Source organism: Agromyces capsici (assembly GCF_058349965.1).
The window spans coordinates 1,892,787-1,915,528 of the sequence record NZ_JBYRET010000001.1 but is presented as its reverse complement, the minus strand read 5'-3'; the positions used below and the strand labels follow the sequence as shown (position 1 = coordinate 1,915,528).

19 protein-coding genes are annotated in these 22,742 nt (G+C 69.7%); 2 read left to right on the top strand and 17 right to left on the bottom strand.

The features are described from left to right. Positions 1–20 precede the first annotated feature (20 nt). From AC3RKB_RS09030 to AC3RKB_RS09010, 5 genes are read right to left on the bottom strand one after another with little or no spacing between them, the layout of a single operon-like run. A complete protein-coding gene (locus AC3RKB_RS09030) occupies positions 21–1,502 on the bottom strand; it encodes an aldehyde dehydrogenase family protein (protein WP_491435746.1) in 1,482 nt (493 codons plus the stop codon). Next, positions 1,499–2,665 (bottom strand): M20 family metallopeptidase, encoded by a 1,167-nt coding sequence (locus AC3RKB_RS09025; RefSeq protein ID WP_491435745.1) that lies wholly within the window; start codon positions 2,663–2,665, stop codon positions 1,499–1,501. The genes AC3RKB_RS09030 and AC3RKB_RS09025 overlap by 4 nt, the downstream gene beginning before the upstream one ends. Further along, complete coding sequence (locus AC3RKB_RS09020; RefSeq protein WP_491435744.1) at positions 2,658–3,329, bottom strand: DUF1028 domain-containing protein; 672 nt, start codon at positions 3,327–3,329, stop codon at positions 2,658–2,660. The genes AC3RKB_RS09025 and AC3RKB_RS09020 overlap by 8 nt, the downstream gene beginning before the upstream one ends. Further along, a complete protein-coding gene (locus AC3RKB_RS09015) occupies positions 3,326–3,760 on the bottom strand; it encodes a RidA family protein (protein WP_491435743.1) in 435 nt (144 codons plus the stop codon). Before AC3RKB_RS09015 ends, AC3RKB_RS09020 begins: the two co-directional genes overlap by 4 nt. Beyond that, positions 3,757–5,100, bottom strand: a complete 1,344-nt coding sequence (locus AC3RKB_RS09010) for a flavin-containing monooxygenase (RefSeq protein WP_491435742.1) — start codon at positions 5,098–5,100, stop codon at positions 3,757–3,759. The genes AC3RKB_RS09015 and AC3RKB_RS09010 overlap by 4 nt, the downstream gene beginning before the upstream one ends. Before the next feature lie 118 nt (positions 5,101–5,218). Between AC3RKB_RS09010 and AC3RKB_RS09005 the strand changes: the two genes are divergently transcribed. Continuing rightward, entirely contained in the window at positions 5,219–6,163 is a 945-nt protein-coding gene (locus AC3RKB_RS09005; protein ID WP_491435741.1) for a LysR substrate-binding domain-containing protein, read from the top strand. On the opposite strand, the gene AC3RKB_RS09000 is transcribed toward AC3RKB_RS09005, so the two are convergent. Next, positions 6,154–8,064, bottom strand: coding sequence for a primary-amine oxidase (locus AC3RKB_RS09000; RefSeq protein ID WP_491436799.1), 1,911 nt, complete (start codon positions 8,062–8,064; stop codon positions 6,154–6,156). The two genes, AC3RKB_RS09005 and AC3RKB_RS09000, sit on opposite strands and share 10 nt — an antisense overlap. Positions 8,065–8,466: 402 nt before the next feature. On the opposite strand from AC3RKB_RS09000, the gene AC3RKB_RS08995 reads away from it, so the two are divergent. After that, the gene (locus AC3RKB_RS08995; protein ID WP_491435740.1) at positions 8,467–9,894 is read left to right on the top strand and encodes a purine-cytosine permease family protein; all 1,428 of its coding nucleotides are present in this window, start codon (positions 8,467–8,469) and stop codon (positions 9,892–9,894) included. Between the two features lie 77 nt (positions 9,895–9,971). On the opposite strand, the gene AC3RKB_RS08990 is transcribed toward AC3RKB_RS08995, so the two are convergent. From AC3RKB_RS08990 to AC3RKB_RS08940, 11 genes are all read right to left on the bottom strand, one after another. Then, complete coding sequence (locus AC3RKB_RS08990) at positions 9,972–10,706, bottom strand: Pr6Pr family membrane protein (RefSeq protein ID WP_491435739.1); 735 nt, start codon at positions 10,704–10,706, stop codon at positions 9,972–9,974. Between the two features lie 484 nt (positions 10,707–11,190). After that, positions 11,191–12,450, bottom strand: a complete 1,260-nt coding sequence (locus AC3RKB_RS08985; protein ID WP_491435738.1) for a glycoside hydrolase family 32 protein — start codon at positions 12,448–12,450, stop codon at positions 11,191–11,193. Positions 12,451–12,536: 86 nt separating this feature from the next. Then, complete coding sequence (locus tag AC3RKB_RS08980; protein WP_491435737.1) at positions 12,537–13,598, bottom strand: LacI family DNA-binding transcriptional regulator; 1,062 nt, start codon at positions 13,596–13,598, stop codon at positions 12,537–12,539. Between the two features lie 10 nt (positions 13,599–13,608). Beyond that, a complete protein-coding gene (locus AC3RKB_RS08975) occupies positions 13,609–15,006 on the bottom strand; it encodes a NosD domain-containing protein (RefSeq protein ID WP_491435736.1) in 1,398 nt (465 codons plus the stop codon). Positions 15,007–15,029: 23 nt separating this feature from the next. Next, on the bottom strand, positions 15,030–15,866 hold the full coding sequence (locus tag AC3RKB_RS08970) for a carbohydrate ABC transporter permease (protein ID WP_491435735.1): 837 nt from the start codon (positions 15,864–15,866) through the stop codon (positions 15,030–15,032). Further along, entirely contained in the window at positions 15,863–16,726 is an 864-nt protein-coding gene (locus AC3RKB_RS08965) for a carbohydrate ABC transporter permease (protein ID WP_491436798.1), read from the bottom strand. The genes AC3RKB_RS08970 and AC3RKB_RS08965 overlap by 4 nt, the downstream gene beginning before the upstream one ends. A gap of 179 nt (positions 16,727–16,905) precedes the next feature. Then, positions 16,906–18,231 (bottom strand): ABC transporter substrate-binding protein, encoded by a 1,326-nt coding sequence (locus AC3RKB_RS08960; RefSeq protein ID WP_491435734.1) that lies wholly within the window; start codon positions 18,229–18,231, stop codon positions 16,906–16,908. Between the two features lie 190 nt (positions 18,232–18,421). After that, positions 18,422–19,438 (bottom strand): LacI family DNA-binding transcriptional regulator, encoded by a 1,017-nt coding sequence (locus AC3RKB_RS08955; protein ID WP_491435733.1) that lies wholly within the window; start codon positions 19,436–19,438, stop codon positions 18,422–18,424. Between the two features lie 29 nt (positions 19,439–19,467). Continuing rightward, positions 19,468–20,379 (bottom strand): carbohydrate ABC transporter permease, encoded by a 912-nt coding sequence (locus tag AC3RKB_RS08950; protein ID WP_491435732.1) that lies wholly within the window; start codon positions 20,377–20,379, stop codon positions 19,468–19,470. Next, positions 20,376–21,257 carry a carbohydrate ABC transporter permease gene (locus AC3RKB_RS08945; protein WP_491436797.1) on the bottom strand — a complete coding sequence of 294 codons (882 nt, stop codon included), beginning with the start codon at positions 21,255–21,257 and terminating at the stop codon, positions 20,376–20,378. The genes AC3RKB_RS08950 and AC3RKB_RS08945 overlap by 4 nt, the downstream gene beginning before the upstream one ends. 86 nt (positions 21,258–21,343) lie before the next feature. Continuing rightward, a complete protein-coding gene (locus tag AC3RKB_RS08940; protein WP_491435731.1) occupies positions 21,344–22,696 on the bottom strand; it encodes an ABC transporter substrate-binding protein in 1,353 nt (450 codons plus the stop codon). Positions 22,697–22,742 lie beyond the last annotated feature (46 nt).

Here is a 22,742-nt window from a genome sequence, read left to right as displayed (position 1 = left end):
TGGGAGTCATCGCCCCGCCCTCAGCCGTGCTGGAACCACGTCGTCTTCCAGTCTGTGTAGTTGTCGAGCGCGTGCCGCGAGAGGTCGCGTCCGAAGCCCGATTGCCGGAAGCCGCCGAACGGCGTGGTGAGCCCGAGCGCGTCGACCGTGTTGACCGAGACGGTGCCCGCGACCAGCCGCTCCGACACGCGATGTGCGCGCCCGAGGTCCGAGGTCCAGAGCGAGGCCGCGAGGCCGTAGTCGGTCGCGTTGGCGAGCTCGATCGCCTCGTCCTCGGTGTCGAAGGGCAGCACGGCGACGAGCGGGCCGAACACCTCGACCCGATGGAGGTCGTGCTCGGCCCCGAGCCCGGTGACGATCGCGGGCCTCAGGTACGCGTCGGATCCGGTGATGGTGACCCGGTCGCCGCCGCTGACGAGCCGGCCGTCCCTGGCGGCGCGGTCGATGGCGGCCCCGACGGCGTCCGCGTGCGCCCGGCTGATGAGGCTGCCGTTGCCGGATGCCCCGGCGAGCGGGTCGCTCGGCTCGTACGCTCGAGCCGCTGACGCCAGCAACTCCACGAACTCGTCGTGCACGCCTCGCTCCACGAGGATACGGGAGTTGGCCGAGCACACCTGTCCCTGGTTGTAGAAGGCGCCGAAGGCGGCCTTCTCGGCGGCGACGTGCAGGTCGGCGTCCGCGAAGACCAGGTTGGCGCTCTTGCCGCCGGCCTCGAGGGCGACGCGCTTCAGGTTCGACGAGCCGGCGTCGATCATCAGCTGCTTGGCGACCGCGGTCGACCCCGTGAAGGCGAGCACGTCGATGCCCGGATGGCGCGCGATCCGGCCGCCGACCGTCGAGCCCCGTCCGGGCACGACGTTGAGCACGCCCGCGGACACGCCGGCCTCGAGCGCGAGGTCGGCGAGGCGGAGCGCGGTCAGCGATGTCTCGGTCGCCGGCTTCAGGACGACGCTGTTCCCGGCCGCGAGGGCGGGTGCGAGCTTCCAGGCGGCGATCTCGAGCGGGTAGTTCCACGGCACGATCGCGCCGACCACGCCGAGCGGCACGCGGCGCACGAGCGCCGTCGAGCCCGGGGGCGTCGCCGGGATCTCGTCGACCCGCTTGTCGGCGAGTTCGCCGTACCAGCGGAAGGTCTCGGCGGCCCCGGGCACGTCGACCGTGCGCGTCTGGGCGATCGGCTTCCCGGAGTCGAGGGTCTCGAGCAGGGCGAGCTCGTCGAGGTTCGCGGTGATGAGGTCGGCGAGCCGGACGAGCGCCCGGCCGCGTTCGGCGGCGCCGATGCGACTCCAGGCGCCGTCGTCGAAGGCCCGCCGGGCGTGGTCGACCGCGACGTCGACGTCGCGCTCGGTGCCCGCCATGAGGTCGGTGAGGTGGTCGAGCGAGCCGGGGCTGACGGCGGGGATCGTGCCGCCCTCGGCCGCGTCGACGCGTCGGCCGCCGATCACGGCGCGCCCGTCGATCGCGAGGTCGCGGCTCCGCGCTGTCCAGTCGATGGTGGTCATGATGCGTCCTCCGCGGTGGTGGGGGTGGTCGACAGGACGTCGACGGTGGTCCAGGCCATGAGCACCGCGGCGTCGAGCAGTGCCCGCTCGGCCGCGTCGCCGACGCAGGCGGCGGCGAACTCCTTCTGGTGGTTGGCGTACGGCAGCGAGTCGACGCCGATGTACGGGTGGATCGCCGGCACGATCTGCGACACGTTGCCCATATCGGTCGAGGCGCGGTTCATGCGACCCGCGACGGTCGGGTCCGCGAAGACCCGCCCTCGCTCCAGGGCGTTGCGCCGGTAGGCGGCGAGCGCGCGCTCGTCGGTGCGGAACTCCGCGTAGGGCTTCGACTCCGGCGTGATCGTGAGGGTTGCGCCCGTGGCGACGGCGCCGGCTTCGAAGCACCGACGCACGCGCTCTTCGAGCACCGCGAGCTCGTCGAGCGAGTCGGCGCGCGCGTACCAGCGTCCCTCGGTGCGCTCGGGGATCGCGTTGGGTGCGAACCCGCCGACCGTTTGGATTCCGTGCACGCGCGTATCGGCCGGGAGCTGCTGGCGCAGCATCCCGATGGCGACCTGGGCGATCACGAACGCGTCGTTCGCGTTGACGCCCTGGTCGGGGTAGGCGCCGGCGTGCGCCGAGACGCCGTCGTAGGCGATGTGGCTGTGCGAAACGGCGAAGGGCCGCGCCTCGGCGACGTCGACGGGTGCGGGGTGGACCATCATGGCGAGGTCGAGGTCGCCGAAGGCGCCGGCCTCGATGAGCTCGATCTTGCCGCCGCCGCCCTCTTCGGCGGGCGTGCCGTAGACGCGCACGGTGAGGCCGAGGTCGTCGGCGAGCTGCGCGAGCGCGAGACCTGCCCCGACGGCGCTCGCCGCGATGAGGTTGTGCCCGCACGCGTGGCCGAGGCCCGGCAGCGCGTCGTACTCGGCCATGATGCCGATCGTCACGGGACCGGAGCCGGCTTCGGCGAGCAGCGCCGTCTCGAAGCCGAGGTAGTCGGAGGTCACGCGGAAGCCCGCGTCGGCGAGGGCGTCGCCGACCCATCCGACGGCGCGGTGCTCCTCCCAGGCCGTCTCGGGGTGTGCGTGCAGCGTCTCCGACAGGGCGATGAGGTCAGCGGATGCCGCGGCGACCGCCCGGTCGGCGGCGCGCTTGAACGTGGTGCCGCCGTCACTCATCGCCGGGCACCCCGTACGACGGTGCGGCGGCCGGCTCGAGCGCGCGAGTGACGTAGGCGTCGCGCTGCGGGAGCCAGAGCTCGAGGAGCCCACCGAGCTCGGCGATGGGGTCGCCCTCGGTCCAGTCGACGCGCAGGTCGGTCACGCGCCAGCCTGCATCGCGGACCACCGACAGGCCCGCGGAGTGGACCGGGCCGGCTTCGCCGCCGGCATCCATCGCCGCCTGCATCGCAGCCAGCAGGCGGTGTTCCAGCTCGCCGGTCGCCGCGTCGAACGCGTCGACCATGCGCTGCGGGATGTCGGCGGCGGCGAGCAGGTTGCCGCCCGCCGCGACGCCGTCGCCGACCGCGTCGCCGAAGACGCCGAGCGCGCGTTCACCCGAGTGCACGGCCGCGTTCCCGGCGGAATCCACGACGAGCACCTGCCTGAACTCGAGGTGCGCACGGTCGCCGGCGACCGACGCGAGTGCCGCCGCCGCCGGCATCCCGTCGCGCAGCCGGTCGAGGACGAGCGGACCCAGCCGCGGGTCGGTGACGTTCTGCGAGTTGACGGCGCCGACGCCGTCGGCGAGCGAGACGCACCGCGCCGCGACGGCGGGCGACGACGAGCAGATGGCCGAGCCCAGCGCGCCGGAGGCGTCGCGTGCCGCGAGTGAGAACGTCATTGCGCGCCATCCGTCGCCGGAGCGCTGATGACCGCGGTGGCGTCGATCTCGACGAGCCACTCGGGGCGGGCGAGCGCGCTCACGACCAGCCCCGTCGAGACGGGGAACACGCCCTCGAGCCAGCGACCCATGACCCGGTAGACGGTCTCGCGGTAGCGCGGATCGATGAGGTAGACGACGACCTTGACGATGTCGTCGAGCGACGAGCCGGCCTCCTCGAGCAGCATCGCGATGTTCGCCATGGCCTTCTCGGCCTGCGCCTCGACGTCGCCGATGCCGACCGACTCCCGGGTGTCGAGGTCCTGCCCGATCTGGCCGCGCAGGTAGACGACGCCGTTCGCGACGACGGCCTGGCACAGGTCGTTGGCGAGGCTCTGCTCGGGGTAGGTGTCGCGGGTGTTGAAGGGGCGGATGCGGGTGTGGGTCGTCATGAGATCGCTCCGGATGCGGCGAGCGCGGGCTCGTGGTCGAGATCGCGGTGGGACGGGGTGATGGATGGGGCGGCGGATGGCACGGCAGCCTCGGCCGACGAGGAGTAGGCGTGGTAGCCGCGCTGGATCGTGATCTGGTCGGCCAGGTACCGGGCGTCGTGCCAGACGCCCCAGATGAAGCTCGATCCGCGCCGCGACTGCCACGGCAGCCCGAGGAAGTACACGCCCGGCTCGACCGAGACACCCCGGTGATGTCGCGGGCGCCCGCGCTCGTCGAACGCGTCGAACTGCATCCACGAGTAGTCGACCGCGAACCCGGTCGCCCAGAGGATGCTCGTGATGCCGCTCGCCGCGAGGTCGAGTTCGAGGATGGGGTCGGTGAGGCACCCCGGGTCGGGACCGATGACGCGCGCCTCGGGCTCCTCGGGCAGGTCGAGCCCGTTGCGGGCGACGTACGCGTCGGCCTCGTCGAGCAGCTCCAGGTAGTTGGCGTCGCCGTTCGCGATGTTCACCGCGAGGTCGGGGGCGAACCGCATCGTGCCGCGCTCGAACCCGCCCGCGCGCCCGAGGAGCGTGATGCCCTCGCCGGCGAGCCGGCGGAAGTCGACCGTGTGGCCGCCGCGGGCGCCGCTCACCGCGATGGTCACGTGCTCGGCGCCGGCGGGCGGCGCGGCCAGCTCCCACTTGCCGAGGACGCCCAGCCACCAGCAGAAGTCCCGGCCGCGGTAGCTGCGCGGCGGGCGGTCGTGGGGGCCGACGGCGAGGAACACCTCGCGGCCGGAGCGCCGGAGCTCGTCGGCGATCTGCACGCCCGACGATCCGGCGCCGACCACGAGGACGGCCCCGTCGGGCAGCTGCGCGGGGTTGCGGTACCCGCTCGAGTGCAGTTGGTGGATGTCGGCGTCGACAGGCACCACGGCGGGGATGACGGGCCGCTGGAACGGCCCGGTCGCCGCCACGACGTAGCGGGCGTGGATGGTGCCTGCGGAGGTCTCGGCCGTGAAGCCCGGGTGGCCCTGGCGGCGGCGCACGGCGGTCACCTCGACGCCGGTGCGAACCGGGGCGGCGATCTTCTCGGCGTAGGCCTCGAAGTACTCGGCGACCGCGTCCTTCGGGGCGAAGGCGTCCCGGGGCACGTCGAACTCGAGTCCGGGGAACCGGTCGTGCCAGGCCGGCCCGTTCGCGACGAGCGAGTCCCACCGGCCCGTGCGCCAGCGTTCGGCGATGCGGTCGCGCTCCACGACGACGTGCGCGATGCCGCGCTCGCCCAGGTGCTCGCTCATCGCGATCCCGGCCTGACCGGCGCCGATCACGAGGACTTCGGTCTCTTCGCTCGACATGCTGACCTCCTTGCTTCGCCGACCTCTGCGTCGGTGAATTCAGGCTAGGAACGGCGATTGAATCTGTACAGATGAGATCAGCGACGCACCGCATCAAGAAAGTTGATACAGTGCCTGGATGGCACGCCTCACGCGCCCCGACATGACGCTGGTGCAGCTCCGCTACTTCGTCACCGCCGCGACCCGTCGGTCGATGACCGAGGCGTCGGTCGACTTGCACGTCGCCCAATCGGCCGTCTCGACGGCCATCGCCCAGCTCGAGCGCGGCCTCGGCGTGCAGCTGTTCGTGCGCCAGCGGAGCAAGGGCCTCGCGCTCACCGACGCCGGCGAGCAGCTGCTGCGCGACGCGCGCTCGCTCCTCGCCCAGGTCGACGAGATGACCGACACCGTGCGCGGCCGTCACTACGACGTCCGCGGCACGCTCCGGCTGGCGTGCTTCGTCACGCTCGCCCCGTTCGTGCTGCCGCGGCTGATCTCGCGCCTCAAGGAGGAGCATCCGCGCCTCCGCATCGAGATCATCGAGGCCGACGTCGACGGCACGGTCGAACTCCTGTTGAACGGCACGGTCGAGGCGGCGATCGCGTACGACTTCGGCCGCATGCACGACCTCGCGTTCGACCACCTCTACACGGCCGAACCCCACGTCATCCTGCCGCTCGACCATCCGCTCGCGCGGCGCAAGCGCATCACGCTCGCCGAACTCGACGGTCAGGACCTCGTGCTGCTCGACATCCCGCATTCGCGGGAGTACTTCCTCGGCATGTTGCAGGCCGCCGGCGTCGAGCCGCAGATCCGCTACAGCTCGCGCAGCTACGAGACCGTCCGCTCACTCGTCGCGCGCGGGGAGGGCTTCTCGATCCTGAACCACATCCCGCAGTCGCCGCGCACCTACGACGGCGGCGAACTCACCGCCATCCCGATCGCAGGAGAGGTCGCTCCGCTCGACGTGTGCTTCGTGCGCGTGGCCGACGTGCGCCCGACCGCGCGAGCGAGGGTGATCGGCACCCTCGCTCGCGAGTTGTTCGGCGGCCCGGATTCGCCTGGAGCGCCGCCTCAGCAGTGACATCCGGCGTCGTCGCCCGCCGTGTGGCAGGCGCCGTGCGCCGAGGGCGATGGCGGCACGTCGAGTGCCGGGTTCTGGTCGAAGAACCCGTTCGGCTTGAGCGTGAAGCCGGTGTGGTCGACCGGCATGATGGGCCAGTCCTCGACGCGCGGGAAGTGCGTGAGTCCGAAGCTGTGCCACACGACGATGTCCTCGCCGTCGATCGGCCGGTCCGCGCGGATGTACTCCGGCAGCCCGGGCGAGCCGATGCTCTGGTTCACGAAATCGCCCGCGGGGAAGCGCTCGTCCTCCGCGAAGCGCGTGACCCACAGGTGGTCGGTCGCGAAGGCCGCTCGGCGGCTGATCGACGAGTCGTCCGCCGCCGCGAGGGTGGGCAGCCCCTCGGGGATGAGCGTGTATGCGACGGGCTCGCCGACGACGTTCGTGCGCTCGGTGTTGACGATGTCCCAGACCCGGCCGAGCGAGCCGTCGGCGCGGCGACGCGCCTCCGTCTCGGTGCCGAGCACTCGGCGCGAGCGCGTGAAGGCGTTCCCGTGCGGGTTGCCCTCGCCCTTCGGCACGCGCTGCAGGTCGAGCTCGTGCACCGCGTTGCGGTCGCCGTCGATCGCCATGTCGAGGCGGGCGCAAAAGAGGTGCTGGTGGAACGGCGCCCCCAGGCCCGGCGCGATCTGCGACGCGTACGGGTAGCCGTCGCCGGGGTACCGGGCCGTGAACACGATGCCCGTGGCCTTCGCCTCGAACTGGATGGTGCCGTCGAGGTAGAGGTACCAGTAGAAGCCGTAGTCGTAGTTGCCGACGGTGGTGAAGAAGCTGACCACCAGCCGACGCTGGCGACGCGTGGACTTGTGGTTCGCCCACTCGTCGGTGTGCTTCCAGAGCAGGCCGACGTCCTCCTCGTGGATGCAGATGCCCTGCGCGATCTCGCGCGGGTTGCCGAAGTCGTCGGCGACGACGGGCGAGAGGTAGGTGATCTCGCCGAGGCAGTCGCATCCGAGCTCGAGCGAGTTCGCGTCGCGCCCGACGAGGTACTCCCCCGTGTCGAAGTAGTTCTGCCAGGAGCGGTACGGCGCCGGGTCGCCGTAGGGCACCACCATCTCGGCGATCGACGCGCGGTCGATGATCGGGCGCCGGCGCGCGCCATCCTGGAACCCGATCTGGCTGAGGACGAGCCCCTCGCGCGCGTCGAAGCCCACGTGGAGGTCCCACTTCTGCCAGCGCAGCACGTTGCCGTCGAGCGTGAAGCTCGGCCCCTCGGGCTGCGTGATCTGCAGCGGCTTCAGGTCGGTGCGCAGCGGCCCGGTCAGCTCGGGCGACTCGAAGTTGCCGTTCGTCAGCGGGTCGTCGGACGGGCCGTCGTCGATGATACGCACGACGCGGCGCTCGATCATGTCGACGAACGCGACGAGCTGGTCGACGGGGTGACCCCACGCGTACTCGCCCGGCTCGCGCTGCACGAAGGCGAGTCCGCGCAGCAGTCGCCTGCCCTCCTCGCCCTCGTAGTCGAAGATGCCGGCCGACAGCGGGGCGACGCGCACCTGCGCGGGGGTGAGGCCGCGTGCGGCGAGCGCAGCCCGCCATCCCTCGTCCGCCGCGAGGATCGTCTCGATCGACGCGAACTCCTCGAGCAGTACGGGCGCGTGGCCCACGAGCAGGGGATCGACGGCGGACTCGGTGACGATCCGCCGCTCGGTGAGCGAGACCACGAGATCGGTCGTCTCGCCGGTGGCGGTGTCGAGCAGGATGGCGCGGGCCTCGCGCGGCACGTCGTGGCCGTCCCGCATCAGGGCCTTCGCGGGCTCCCTGAGCGAGAGGTAGGCCACGCGCACCGTCTCGCCGAGGCGCCCCTCGTCGACGAGGTGGTCGCGGACGGCCGTGATCTCCTCGGCGCTGAGGGGATCCATGGGGTGCGTGCGAGTGCGCCGTTCGATGGCGACGGTCGTGGTGTTCACGATGCTCTCCGTAACTGCGGTGTCAGGTGTCGCGGATGGCGCGACCCGTCGGATGCAGTCGAGTACACCTCACCCGCGCGGCCGCCGCCAATATCGGTCCCTGTGCCACTGGATCAATTCGGCAGATGCAGTCGGCGCCATGCGATCGCCTCGACGGATGGCGCGACATCCGTCTGCCCGCTGCATCTGCCGAATTGATGCACTGGGTCGAACTTCTGAAGTTCCATGATGAAGCCGATCGGCGCACCATGGACGCACCACCAGCGGGAGCTCGGGCGTTCGGGCCGGCTCCGTCCCCACCGCTCGCCCGAACCAGACAGATCCCCGGCAACGTCGCCGAGAGAAGGGGCCGTCATGACCAGCGCGTCACCGACCACGCAATCCCTCGTCCAGTTCGAGACCCGGCACATCATGCCGATCCCGGAGAACGAGCGCACCGGCACCGTCCGCTCGCTCTTCGCGATCTGGGTCGGCATCAACATGCTGCCGCTCACCGTCGTGACAGGAGCGATCGCCACGGGCGCCTTCGGCCTCTCGATCGGCTGGAGCATCGTCGCCATCCTCACCGGCAACCTCATCGGCGCGTTCGGTGCGGCGCTGCACGCGTCGCAGGGTCCGCACCTCGGCGTCCCGCAGATGCTGCAGGCCCGCGCCCAGTTCGGGTTCTACGGCGGCAGCCTGCTCGCCTTCGTCGCCCTGCTGATGTTCCTCGGCTTCTTCGCCAGCATCCTCGTGGTGGCGAAGGACTCGCTGCTCGCGGTGTTCCCCGACCTGCCGCCCGCCGCCGTCATCATCGGCTTCGCGGTGGTCGGCATCGCGATCGCCGTGTACGGCTACGACCTCCTCCGCAAGGCGATGACCATCCTGTCGGTCATCATCGCCGTCGTGGTCGTCGTCGCGATGATCATGCTGTGGTTCCAGCCCGCCGTGACGCAGGCGAACCCCGAGGCCGGCTTCACGGTCTCCGGCTTCTTCGGGATGCTCGCCATCGGCGTCGTGTGGCAGCTCGCCTACGCACCGTACGTGTCGGACTACTCCCGCTACCTGCCGAAGAACACCGGACCCAAGCAGGCCTTCTGGGCCACCTACCTCGGCCTCGTGCTGAGCTCCGTGTTCGTCATGATCCTCGGCGTGCTCCTCGGCGCCGCCGACGCCGCCAACCCGCTCGGGGCGATGGGCGCCCTGCTCGGCGTCTTCGGCACCCTGGGGCTGCTGATCTTCGCCTTCAGCGCCGCCGTGATCAACGCGGCCGAACTGTACTCGGGCGTCATGTGCGCGCTGACGACGGTGAACTCGACCTTCGCGAAGGTGATCGTGACCACCCGGACGCGCGTCGTCACGACGCTCGTGTGCGGCGCGATCGCGACGGCGGCGGCGCTGGCCGGCGAGAGCGACTTCGTGACGATGTTCCAGAACTTCGTCACGATCCTGCTCTACGTGCTCATCCCGTGGTCGGCGATCAACCTGGCCGACTACTTCATCGTGCGCAAGGGCGAGTACGCGGTCGCCGAGCTCTTCCAGCGCGACGGCGGCCGCTACGGTCGCTGGAACGCGGTGGGCCTCTCCACGTACGCGATCGGCATCCTCGTGCAGATCCCCTTCATGGTGACGCCGATGTACACCGGCCCACTGGCCGAGCCCCTCGGCTTCGTCGACATCGCCTGGATCCTCGGATTCATCGTGAGCGGGGCCGTCTACCTCCTCCTCACCCGGATGTTCCCGACGGCGGAGCCCGTCGTGGCCCGCGAGCCGGCCGCCGCCGCTGCCGTCGAACGGCACTGAACCGAGTCACCTCGAGCCGAACGGGCCGACCGCGCGTGCGCGGTCGGCCCGTTCCGTCGAGCGGCTCCGAGTGGCGTTCAGACGGGCAGAGCACGGACCCGCGGCCCCGCTCCCGGCCCCCGGGTGGCGCGTCGCTCCCGTGCCCGGCCGATGCCGATGATGGCGACGCCCAGCAGCACGAACGCGAACAGGATGCCGCCGATGTACGTGAACACCGACACGTACCCGGCCGTGTTCGGGTCGAGGAACCCGTAGGGGTACCACCACGGCGTGCTGCCGTCGGGGTTCGGCACGCGATCACCGCGGATCATCGTGTAGCCCGTCCAGATCAGCGGGTAGCTGAGGATGACGGTGAGCGACGACCACGGGAGTCCGCGGACCCGGTCCGCGAACAGCAGGTCGAACACGAAGTACACGGGCAGCACGACGTGAAGCGTCTCGGTGGCCCACGAGTCCATGAACGAGACCCATGCCGGGTCGGTGGCCGCCACCGAGGGCGGGTCGCCGCGCAGCAGCACGTTGAACACGATGCCGAGCAGGATCACCGGCCCGGTGACCGCGGCCATCGCCATCGCGATGCCCACCGGCTCGGCCGACGTGTCTTGATGCCGCGCCATCCACCGCGCCGTCATCGTCAGCGCGATCACGCTGAGGATCGCCGACACGATCGTGAACATGCTGAAGTAGTTCGCCAGCACGTCGCTGCGATCCTGGCCTTCGCGCGCCGCGCGATCGATGTTGACCAGAAGCCCGGCGACGACGCCTGACGCCGCGACGATCGCCGCGGCGACCCTGAACCATACCCAACGCATGAGACCCCCCAGTTCCACTGCGATTCGGGTTGGGGATGTTGTAGTCCTCTTTCCGCTCGACCGCGCGAACTCTGGCGATACGATTGAGGAATTCTCAGCCAAAAGGGCTGGCCGTTGTCGACGAGCTCCAATTCAATGCCTGCCGCGGCATACGTCGTTCCTTCCCGTCCGCCCGCTCCGCTCGGGTCAGGTCGACGCTGCCCAGCGCGCGATCCAGCAGGCGCGTGCCTCAGACGAGCGGGTGGACATCGACCCTTCCCGATGACACGGACACGCTGATCGACTCGTCGGCCGCATCGATGCACTCGCGGCTCTGGTCGAGCAGCGAGCGGGCGCGTACCCGGCGACGCCGGTGGAACCGCCGGCCGGAACGTGGCATCCGCTGGATTGCTCGAGAGTCATTACCTCCCGTCGACGCCGCCGCCTTCCTCGCCCTCGTCATGCGCGCCGCCGGCTGACGCATGCTCGGATCGCCGTCAGGCGATCAGCGGAACGTCCTCGGGATCGCGAGCATCGTCAGCGGAAAGACCTCGAGCGTTCCTGCAGACGCACGGACGTGCAGATCCTCACCGGCCGGGCGGAGCCTCGCGCTGAACAGGGCCGCCGAGGAGGAGAGCTCGAGCACGGGCCCATCGATGATGAGCCGCAGCCGGTCCGACGCGGGCACGGTCCATTCGTCGTCGCCGATCGTGACGACCACGGCCTCGGGGGTCCGTGAGATGGCGAGCACGCGTTCCCCGCCACTGGCGACCGTCAGCTCGCCGGCGGCGCCCTCCCATTCGACGTCGGTGGCCAGCCCCGAGACGCGACCTTCGACCGCGAGATCGCCGCGGTGGGAGGCGACATCGGGATGCGGCGTGGCGACCAGCGCGCCATCCTCAGCCGACAGTCGGAACGGCACGCTGTGCGCACCGGTCCAGCCGGCCTCCTCGTCCGCGATGCCGCGGATCCAGAACGACAGGCACGGGCGGTCCTCCGCGTCGAAGAAGAGCGAGGGAGCGTAGTAGCCGTCGCCGTAGGTCAGTCGCCCCCAGTCGACGGCGTCGAACCGGCCATCCCGGTACGAACCCGCGGCATAGCCCGCGTAATGGAGGACGTCGGCATCCCACACCGACGAGACCATCACCTCGAGACCGTCGACGTCGACGAACTGGGGGCACTCCCAGAGGGCGCCCATCCAGACCGGCTCGCGTTCCGCGGTCGACCGTGACAGCACCACTCCGTCGTACGCCCAGGAGCGCAGGTCCGACGACGTCCACGACAGGGCCATCGCCGTGCCGTCTCGGTGGGCAGCGCCGACGAACATGCGCCAGCCGGTTGCCTCGCGGCGGACGAACGGGTCACGGAAGGCGATGAGGTCCAGCTCGCTCGGCGCCTCGACCACGACCTCGCCCTTCCGCCATTCGAGCCAGTCCGCGTCGACCGGCCGCGCGGCGCGGATGCGGCCGATCCCGAAGTCCGGGACCGAGGTGGCGGTGTAGAAGATCACGGTCTCGTCGCCGTCGACGACGAGGCATCCGGTCCAGATGCCGTCATCGCCGTCTCCGGGGGCGATCGCGACCGACGTCTCGGTCAGCGACAGGAGGTCGCGCCCGGTCGCGTGGCCCCAGTGGCAGTTCGGCGCCCACGACGTGCGGTCGGGCACGTACTGGAAGAACACGTGGTACCGACCGTCTCGATAGGTGATCCCGTGCGGGTCGTTGATCCATCCGCTCCGGGCGGTGAAATGCAGGGCAGGTCGCATGTGAGTTCCTCACGGTGGAACGATCAGGGTGGGACGAAGGGGTTCGGACAGGGAGTCTGCGGGACTGCCCGAACCCCTTCGTGTCTTCAGGCGACGGCTCGCTCGCGAGGCGGCGCAACGGAGTCCCGCACGACGAGCGGGCAGTCCAGCACGGTGGGATGCGCGGCGAGGAGGGCAGCTTCGCCCGTGCCGTGGATCGACTCGGCGAGCGCCGCGACCGCCCACGCACCCATCTCGTAGTGCGGCAGGGCGACCGTGGTCAACGCCGGGAAGAGGCTCTCGGGCAGCGGCGCCTGATCGTCGAAGCCGACGACCGACAGGTCGCCCGGGATGCTCAGCCCGCGGTCGGCCGCGGCGCGGTAGGCGCCCATCGCCATGCGGTCGTTGTAGCAGAACAGGGCCGTGGGTTCGCGGTCGAGCAGTGCGAGCGTCGCCGCGTAGCCGCCGCGCGCATCCGATCCGCCCGAGACGATCAGGCCGTCGGTCGAGAGCCCGGCACGCGCCATCCCATCGAGGTAGCCCTGCAGGCGCCCTCGAGTGGCCGGCACGTCGTCGGCGCTCTCGGCGAATGCGATGCGGCGGTGCCCCTGCGCGACGAGCATGTCGACGACGGATGCCGCGCCCCCGCGCTCATCGGGCAGGACGGCGGGGATCGACCCGGCCGAATCCCGCGCGCCGATCAGCGCCGCCGGGCGGGAACGCAGGTTCTCCGGGGCTTCGATGACGTCGTGATACACCGTGGCGTAGATGATCCCGTCGGCCTGACGGTCGAGGAACGCCTGGATCTGCGCGGCATCCACTTCAGGGTCCGGGTTCAACTCGGAGTTGATGATCGCGAGCGTGAGGTTGCGGCGGCTCGCCTCCTCCTGGGCGCCCAGGATGATCCGGCCGGCGTGCGGGGTCGTCGCGATCTCCTCGGTCACGAGGCCGATCATGTCGGAGGCCTGGGTTCGCAGGCCGCGAGCCAGTCGGTTCGGTCGGTACCCGAGCTCCTCGGCGGCCGCGCGGACGCGCGCCGCCGTCTCCTCGCTGACCCGGGTGTGGGGCGTCTCGTTGAGGACGTGCGACACCGTGGTCTGCGACACGCCTGCGTGCGCGGCGACCGCCTTGATCCCGACCGTCTTCTCGGACACGTGGCTCCTCGTCATCGTCGGCTCCTCACGTTCGTACCACGTCTCGGTCCGTCGCCCCGGGCGACGGCGCCGGAAGCGACGGCAGCGGCCTGACGGCGTTCTCCGCGCGGTCGGCCCGAACCTGATCGTCGGTGCCGGAGTCGAGGATCGTGTTGCGGGCGGATGCCGCGTCGACCGCGACCGTCGTCACGTCGAGGTCGCGCACGGTGTCGGTGGTCAGGAGCGCGTCGACCTGGGCCACGAAGCAGGAGTCGCTGGTGGTCGTGCTGACGTCCTTCGCGACGACGTGGTTGCTCGAGACGAAGTTGCCGCTGCCCTCAGCCAGTCGGATGATGACGGGCGGCACGCCCTCGGGCCGGATGCACTGCGACTCGACGATCTCGGAGAAGTGGTTGCCGATCACGGAGTTGTCGTTGCCGCTGATCGCGAGCAGGCCGTAGCGATCGTCGAGGCCGTTGTCGATGCCGAGGAACGGGGTCCACGGTTCGTGGTCGCGCAGGAAGTGGTTCGACCCCACGAGGTTCTCGGAGCTGTTCGCCGCGAGGACCACCATCCCCGGATAGAACGAGTGCAGCCGGTTGTTGGTCACGCTCGACCGCGTGACGCCGTGCAGGTGGATGCTGCTCGACCCGCGGGGGAACACGTTGTTCGCGGTGATGAGCAGGCCGCCGTGGTGCTCGGCGTAGATCGACCGACCGGCGAAGCCGGCGCCTACGAGGTTGTCGGTGATCTTCGACGCCTGCCCCCATCCGCGGAGCTCGATGCAGCTGCCGCACTCGGCGATGAAGTTGTCGTGGATGGAGAGCGCGTCGGCGTTGTAGATCGTGACCGCGTTCTCCAGGTAGACGAACCCCATCCCGGTGATGCGGAATGAGTCGTTCGCATCGGCGACGTAGATCCCGGTCTTGCCGTTGACATACGAGTTCTCGGGATTGCCGCCCGGGCCGTCGCCGGTGAAGTGCAGGCCGTCGATGCAGAAGCCCGAGAACTCGACGGAGCTGATGCGGGGGCTGCCGGTGCGTGCGACGAGGAACGCGGCGCCATCCGCCTCGTTGCCGGCATGGCCGTCATCGCCGTCGGCGCCGGCCGGGAGGTCCACCAGGATGCGGCTTCCACCGGGCCACAGCTCGTGGAGATCGGGCCACTCCTCCCGCGGCACGTTGAACCGGATGCTCGAGGACGTGAATCCGTGCCCCGCGCCCTCGATCCTGAGGAAGCTGAGGTCGATCACCACCTGTGTGCGCAGGCGGTAGTCGCCGGGCGGGATGGCGATGACGGCGCCCGGCTTGCCCCCGTCGGCGACATCCGTCACCGCCTGCCGCTGCTTCACGTCGGCGATGATGCTGTTGATCACCGCCCCGACGTCGTCGTAGGGATCGCCGTCGGGCCAGGTGGTGACGTCGTACTGGTTGGTGCTGGACATCGGGGTTCCGTTCGGGTCGGGGCTCAGCCCTTGACGGCGCCGAGGGTGAGGCCGGCGACGATGTGGCGCTGGAGGAACAGGGTGAGCAGGATGACGGGCACGGAGTAGACCGCGGCCAGGGCCGTCATGCCGCCCCAGTCCAGGCCGAACTGGCTCTGGAAGTTCGCGATGACGACCGGGGTGGTCTGCGCGCGCACCGAGGTGAGCAGCAACGCGAAGAGGAACTCGTTCCACGACGCGAGGAACGCGAAGATCGCGGTCACGGCCAGCCCGCCGGACACCACCGGGAGGACGACGCGCACCATGGCCTGGATGCGGCTGCAGCCGTCGACCTCGGCGGCCTCGCTGAGCTCATCGGGAACGGCCTCGAAGAAGCTCGCCATCAGCCAGATCGAGAGCGGGAGGGAGATCGTGGTGTGCGCGAGCGCGAGCCCGAACGACGTGTCGGTGAGCCCGAGGTTGCGCATCACCTCGATGAGCGGCGCGCCGACGGCGATGGTCGGCACCATCCGGGTCACGAGGGCCGCGACGATGAAGACGCGCCCGCTGGGGGTGCGGAACCTCGTGATCGCGTACGCCGCCGGCACGGCCAGCACGAGCGAGAGCACGGTCGAGATGACCGCGGTGACGACGCTGTTGACCAGCGCTGCGGGCACGCCTTCACGGCTGAGGGCGGCGACGTAGTTGTCGAGCGTCCATGTCTCGGGCCAGACCGACGGCGGCACCGCGATCGCGTCGAGCGGCGTCTTGAACGACGTCAGGAGGAGGTAGACGAAGGGGAATCCGTAGAGGACGATCGCGGCGGCCAGCAGCACCCACAGCAGGATGCGGCTCTTCCCGCGGGTTTCGAGAGGGTTCATCGTGCACTGCTCCCGGGTCGCCAGATCAGCAGGATCGCGGCGATCGCCACGGCCAGCATGACGATGAGGTAGACCGTCCCCATGGCGCTGGCGAGTCCGGGATCGCCGAATCGCGTCATGGTGCGGTAGATGAGAAGACTGAGGGTGGTGGTGCTGCCCTGCGGGCCGCCATCCGTCTGGATCAGGATGATGTCGAACGCACGGGCGGCGTCGATGCCGCGGACGATCAGCGCGACGGCGATGACCGGTCGCAGGAGCGGGATGATGATGCTGAACAGGATCCGCGGGTACCGGGCCCCGTCGATGCGCGCGGCTTCGATCACATCGCCCGGGATGTTCTGCAGGCCGGCGAAGAGTACCAGCGTGACGAACGAGGTGGTGAGCCAGACGTCGGGGATCGCCACCGAGAACAACGCGATGTCGGGGTTGCTCAGCCACTGGATCTGGTCGGGGCTCGAGAGGATGCCGGCCTCGAAGAGCAGCTGGTTGACGATTCCGAAGTTGTCGATCAGCAGGAACCGCCACAGCAGACCGGCGACGACCGGCGCGATCATCAGCGGGTACATGAAGATCGTGCGGAAGACCGTGGAACGCCGCCCGAGCGCCGTGAACAGCAGCGCGACGGCGAGCCCGAGCACGAACTCCGCCGTGACGACGATGATCGTGTACACGACGGTGCGCACGGAGGCCGACTGGAACGCCTCCGACGCGAACGCGGTCGCGTAGTTCGCGAAGCCGACGAACTCGCGCGGCGCGCCCGCGAACGGGGAGATCTCGAAGAAGCTGTCGTAGACGAACCGCATGAGCGGCCACAGCACGAACGCCGCAAGGAACAGGGCCGCCGGCGCCAGGAGCAGCAGGGCGAAGCGACGATCGCCCTGGTCCTTGCTGAGGTGCCGGCGAGGTCGGTGGGCGCCCCGGGTCGGGGCGGCGGTGCCCCTGGTCGGGGCTCCGGGGCCCCGGGCGGGGGCGGCCGAGGCCGCCTCCGCCCGGGCCCGGGGAGCGAGTGTGTCCACGATTGCCTTCTTCTCCGGACCGTCTACTCGACGATCGCTTCGATCTGGGACTTGGCGTCGGAGAGGAGCAGCGCGGTGTCGGCTCCCGGTTCGACGGCCCTCTGCATCATCGGCACGAGGACCGAGTCGACGATCTCCTGCCAGTGCTCCGACGCGGGCCGGGGCAGCGACTGCGGCGACTCGAGCGTGGAGACGAGGGCCGGGTAGTTCTCGAACCCGGGCTCGCCGGCCTTGCTCTCGAAGGCGCTCTTCCGGGCGACGAGGCCGAGCGACGTGTCGGCGGCGAGGTCGTTGTGCTCGTAGGCGAACGCGATGAACTCCTTCGCGGCGTCCTGCTTGTCTCCCGTCGCGGGAACCGAAAGGTACCAGGCGCCCGGCACACCCGCGACGCCACCGGGTCCGCCGATCATCGGCGCGACGCCGATCGCGTCCTTCACGGTCGAGTCCTCAGGGGTCTGACGGTACGCGTGACCCCAGAAGCGCATCATGGCGAGGTTGCCCTGGTAGAAGAGGTTCTGCGCTCCGGCCCAGTCCAGTTGCGCGGCACCGGACGGCGCGTACGGCAGCAGGCTCACGTAGAAGTCGAGTGCCTCCTGGTGCGCGGCGCTGTCGATGGTGACATCGCCGGTCGCGGCATCCAGCACCATGGCCTCTTCGCCGGCCTGCGAGACGGTGGCCAGCCATTCGGTCTCGACGGCGCCCTTCACGTCGGTGCCGTACAGGTCGATGGTGCCGTCGCCGTCGGTGTCGCGCGTGAAGAACTCGGCGACGTCGCGGTATTCCTCCCACGTCGTCGGCGCGGCGAGCGGGTAGCCGTACTTCGCCTCGAAGTCGGCCATGTTCGCCGGGTCCTCGAAGAGGTCGGTCCGGTAGAAGAGGATCTCGGAGTTGGTCCAGACCGGCATGCCGACGAACGTGCCGTCGACCTGGGACTCGCTCACGAGCCCGCCGAAGAGGTCGTCCTCGACGTCGGAGGTGTACAGGTCGTCGAGCGGCGCGAGGGCGGGCGCGAACGCCGGGAGCCAGATCGCGTCGAGGGCGGCGATGTCGAACGAGGGCTGCCCCGACTGCAGCTCGGAGGAGACGCGGTCGTAGAGGCCGGCGTACGGGAGCTCGACGAGCGTGACCGTCGTGCCGGTCTCCTCCTTGTACAGGTCGGCGATCGGCTGCAGCTCGGCCTTCCCGCCGCCCTCCACCACGACGGTCAGTTCGCCGCCCTCGGACGCGGCCTCTCCGGTGCCGCCCACGCCGCAACCGGTGAGGATGAGCGCGGCCGCGCTGACGGTGGCCGCGGCCGCCATGACGAGCGTGCGGCGTCGGCGCGTCGTCGGCTGTGTGCGAAGCTTCATCACTTCGACTCCATTCGTTGATGTGTGACAGGACGCAGACTCACTTGCGACGATGGTGCCAATACGTTTTGCCAAATCGTCTTGGCATGAAGTTAGCTGAGGTCCACGAGCGCGTCAAGACGATGACGGTGCCAAAGACTTTGGCGAATCCGAACCCGCTGCACGAGCGGGCGGCGGAGCGAGCGCGCCCTCAGACCGACGAGCGGATGACCGGCGGGCAGGCGACCGCGAGCCTGCCTCCGTCGGGGACGGGATCGAGCCCCAGCAGCAGCCGCACCCCCATTGCGCCGAGCTCGTAATGCGGGAGCGCGACGGTCGTCAACGGCGGGCGGAGGTGCGCCGCGATGACTTCCTGGTTGTCGAAGCCGACGACCGCGACATCCGCAGGGATCGACAGCCCACGGTCGCGGAGGCCGTCGTAGAGGCCCATCGCGACGCGGTCGTTGTGGCAGAACACGGCGGTGGCGCCCGCAGCGACGATGGCGTCGACCACGTCGTAGCCGCCTTCCTGCTCCGGGCGCGCGTCGAAGACGAGCCCCTCGTCGAAGGGGATGCCCGCGGCATCCAGCGCATCGCGGTAGCCCGCGAGCCGACCCTCGTGCGCCGGCGACGGGGTCGTCGTGTTCACCAGGGCGATCCGCCGGTGTCCGGCGTCGAGCAGGAGCTGGGTCGCCGTGCGTCCGCCCTGCACCTCGTCGGGCACGACGGCGGGTGCCTCGCCGCCCTCCGAGTAGCAGTCGACGAGCACCACGTCGGTCTCGAGCAGCGCCGACGGGATCTGCGCGGCGCGGTGGTACCAGGTCGAGTAGAGGATGCCGCGCACCTTGTGCTCGAGCATCATGCTGATCGCCTCGTCCTCCGCGGCACGGTTGCCCTCGGTGTTCGCGACGAGCAGCACGTAGCCGTGCCTCCACGCCTCGTCCTGCGCGCCGTGGATGATCTGGCCGGCGAAGGGGGTCGTCGCGATCGCGTCGGCGACCAGGCCGATGAACTTCGAACTGCCGCTCACCAGGTTCTTCGCGAGCGCGTTCGGGCGGTAGCCGAGCTCGTCGATCGCCTTCCGCACGCGCTCGCGAGCGGCCTCGCCGATGCGCGCGTTGCGGTTGTCGTTGACCACGTGCGAGACGGTCGCGACCGAGACGCCGGCGGCCTTCGCGACATCCCGCATCGTCACCGGATGCGACGACCGACCGTTCTCGGCACTCACCGACCGCCTCGCCTTCGGGTTCGCATCCGTCATCCCTTCGTGGCCCCGCTCTCCAGACCGTAGATCATCGCCTTGTTCAGCACGAGGAAGACGAGCAGCAACGGCGTGATCGTGACGCAGACGGCGGCGAAGGTGGCAGTCCAGTCGACGTTGCCCATCGCGCCGATGTAGTTCTGCAGCCCGAGCGGGATCGTCTTCAGGTCGTCGGAGAGCACGAACGTGTTCGCGAAGATGAAGTCGTTCCAGATGAAGATGCTGTTCACGAGCACCACCGTCACGATGGTGTTCACCGAGAGCGGGAACGTGATCTGCCCGAAGATCCGGTACGGTCCGGCGCCGTCGATCGAGGCGGCCTCGTATGTCTCTCGCGGGATGTACTCGTAGAACGACGAGAACAGGTAGATCGACATCGGCAGCGAGAACGCCGCCAGCGGAATGATCATCGACTGGTAGGTGTCGAGCAGGTCGACCGACGAGTAGTCGATGAACAGGGGCACGAGGGCGATCTGGACGGGCACGATGATGCCGATGAGGAACAGCACTCGCACGACGCGACTGAGGCGGAATCCGAGGACCTGCAGTGCGTAGGCCGCCATCATGCCGAGCAGCACGATGAGGACGTTCGCTCCGAGGGTCACGATCAGGCTGTTCACGATGTTGAGCCCGAGGTTGCCGGTCGCGAACGCGCGAGCATAGTTGTCGAAGGTGATCTCGGTCGGCAGCGCGAAGGGGTTGCCGCTCGCGAAGTCCTGCTCGGTGCGGACGCTGGTGATGAAGAGCCAGGCGAGCGGGTAGACCTGCACGATGACGATGAGCCAGATCATGACGCTCGCGAGGGTGCGGTGCACGTTCAGGCGCTGCCTGCGGCGGGGGGCCATGTGCCTGGTCGACTGCGGCGAGGTCGCCGGCTGGGGTGATGGGGCGAGAGCCGTGGCGGTCATGCGTCGGCCTTCCGTCGGAGCAGGAGGATGATGAGGCCGACCGCGATGAGGCACTCCACGACGATGAACACCGAGATGGTGCTGGCGTACCCGTAGTCGGTGTGCGTGAACGCGGTCTTGTACATGTAGGTGGTCAGCAGCTCGGATGCCTGCCCCGGGCCGCCGTTGGTGAGCAGGTAGGGGATGTCGAAGCCGCGCAGCGCGTACGTGCTCGCCATGATCGTCGTGGTGATCCAGACCGGTCGGATGTAGGGGAAGCGGATCTTGGTGAAGACCTGCCACCAGTTCGCCCCGTCGAGACGTGCGGCCTCCTCGAGTTCCTGCGGCACCGCGAGGAGCGCAGCGTAGATGATGAGCATGTACAGCCCGGTGAACCGCCATCCCTCCGGGATGGAGACCGCGGCGAGCACCGTGTCCACATTCGACAGCCAGGCCTGCTGCAGCCCCTCGAGGCCGACCCACGCGAGGAGTTGGTTCAGCAGGCCCACAGGCTCGAACGAGTAGATCCGCTGGAACAGGAACGCGATCGCGACCGTCGAGATCACCGCCGGGAGCAGGTAGAGGGTCTTGACGACCTCGCGGCCGCGTCGGAGCGAGATGAGCAGGCTCGCGACGACGAGCGCGCCGCCGAGCTGCAGGACCAGGCAGATCGCGAGGTAGCCGAGCGAGTTGAAGAACGCCGTCCAGAACACGTCGTCGCCGACGAACATCCGGGCGTAGTTGTCGAACCCCACGAAGCGCATCGACGTGATGCCGTCCCACTTGAAGAAGCTGAGGAACAGCGACTGGAGGATCGGCAGCAGCACGGCCACGCCGTAGAGCAGCAGGGGCGGGATCAGGAAGACGAGGACCGAGGTCTTCGACCGGCTGGGGAGCATCGAAGTGCTCATGGTGACCTCTCGGGTGGAGCTGGCGGGGTGGGATCGTGGTGGGGGCTGCCGCCCGGCGGCCCCCACCACGCGGATCACTCGAATGCGGCGGGGCCGTTCTCGGCGATCGTGGCGTCCATCGTCTCCATGAACTCATCGGGCGTGATCTCGCCCTGCACCAGCAGGGTCAGCTCCTGCTGCAGGCGGGTGTTCGAGGTGGGGTCGAGTTGCGTGTCCCACGGCATCGCATTCTTCTCGCCGACGTCGTTGGCCTGCTGCACGGCCCGCTCGTAGAGGGGGGTCGCGTTGTCCGGGATGGTGGTCTCGACGTTCGACGTCGGCGACAGCGCGCCGGTCGCCGCGTACACCTCGGGGTACCGCTCGAGGGCGAAGGCGAGGAAGTCGCGCACGAGCGGATCGAACGTCTTCGCGTTGATCGCCATGCCGATGCCCGAGGGCGTCACGTATTCGTTCGCCGCGGTCACCGCGTCGGGAGTGAGCGGCAGCGTGAAGTAGTCGACGTCGTCGCGCACGCCCGCGTCGAGGTTCTCGGTCGCCAGGTTCGCGAGTTCCCAGGTGCCGATGTTGTACACGGCCGCCTTGCCCGAGGTGAACAGCGCCTGGGCGTCGGCGTACCCGGTCGAGGAGAAGCCCTCGGCGAAGCATCCGGCCTCACCGAGCGAGTGGAGCCACTCGACCGCGGCCTCGCCGTCGGGGTCGGCGAACTTCGCGTCGCCCTTCTTCAGCTCCTGCACGTATTCGGGCCCGGCGGTGCGGAACGGGTGGTAGGCCATGTAGCGTTCGAGCGGCCACTGGTCCTGGCCGTCGAGTGCGATCGGCGTGACGCCTGAGGCGCGCAGCGCCTCGCACATCGCCGGGACGTCGTCGAGCGACTGGGGCACCTCGACGCCGGCCTGCTCGAAGATGGCCGTGTTGTACCAGAAGAACTCGAGCTGGAACTCGAACGGGACCATGTACAGCGAGCCGTCGTCGAACCGCTGGTAGTTCAGAGCCGCGGCGCGGTAGTCGTCGTAGAGGTCGAGGTCCTTCAGCAGTGCTTCGGCGTCGATCATGCGGCCCTGGTCGGCGAGCTTCTTCGCGAACGGCGTCGCGTCGGTGTCGAAGAGCTCGGGCAGCTTGTTCGCCGCGGCAAGGGTCTCGTACTTCTGGATGTACGAGGGCCGGTCGGGCGTCGTGATGAGGTTCAGCGAGAAGCCCGGGTGCTCCTCGGCGTACTCGTCGGCGATCTGCTGCATGGCGGTGATCACGCCGCCGTCGGCCGGCCGCGAGAGCAGCCACGAGATCTCGCGCGGCTCGATCTCGCCCTCGGGGTCGATGTCGCCGGTCGCTGTGGCGGCGCCGCCCGCGCAGCCGCTCAGCACGAGGGCGACGGATGCCGCGGCGGCGACCGCCGCAGCCCTGATGCGGAAGTGCTTCATGTCGTTCATCTCCATTGATTGAAGCCGGAATGCGGGGAAATGTGTTCAGTTGTCG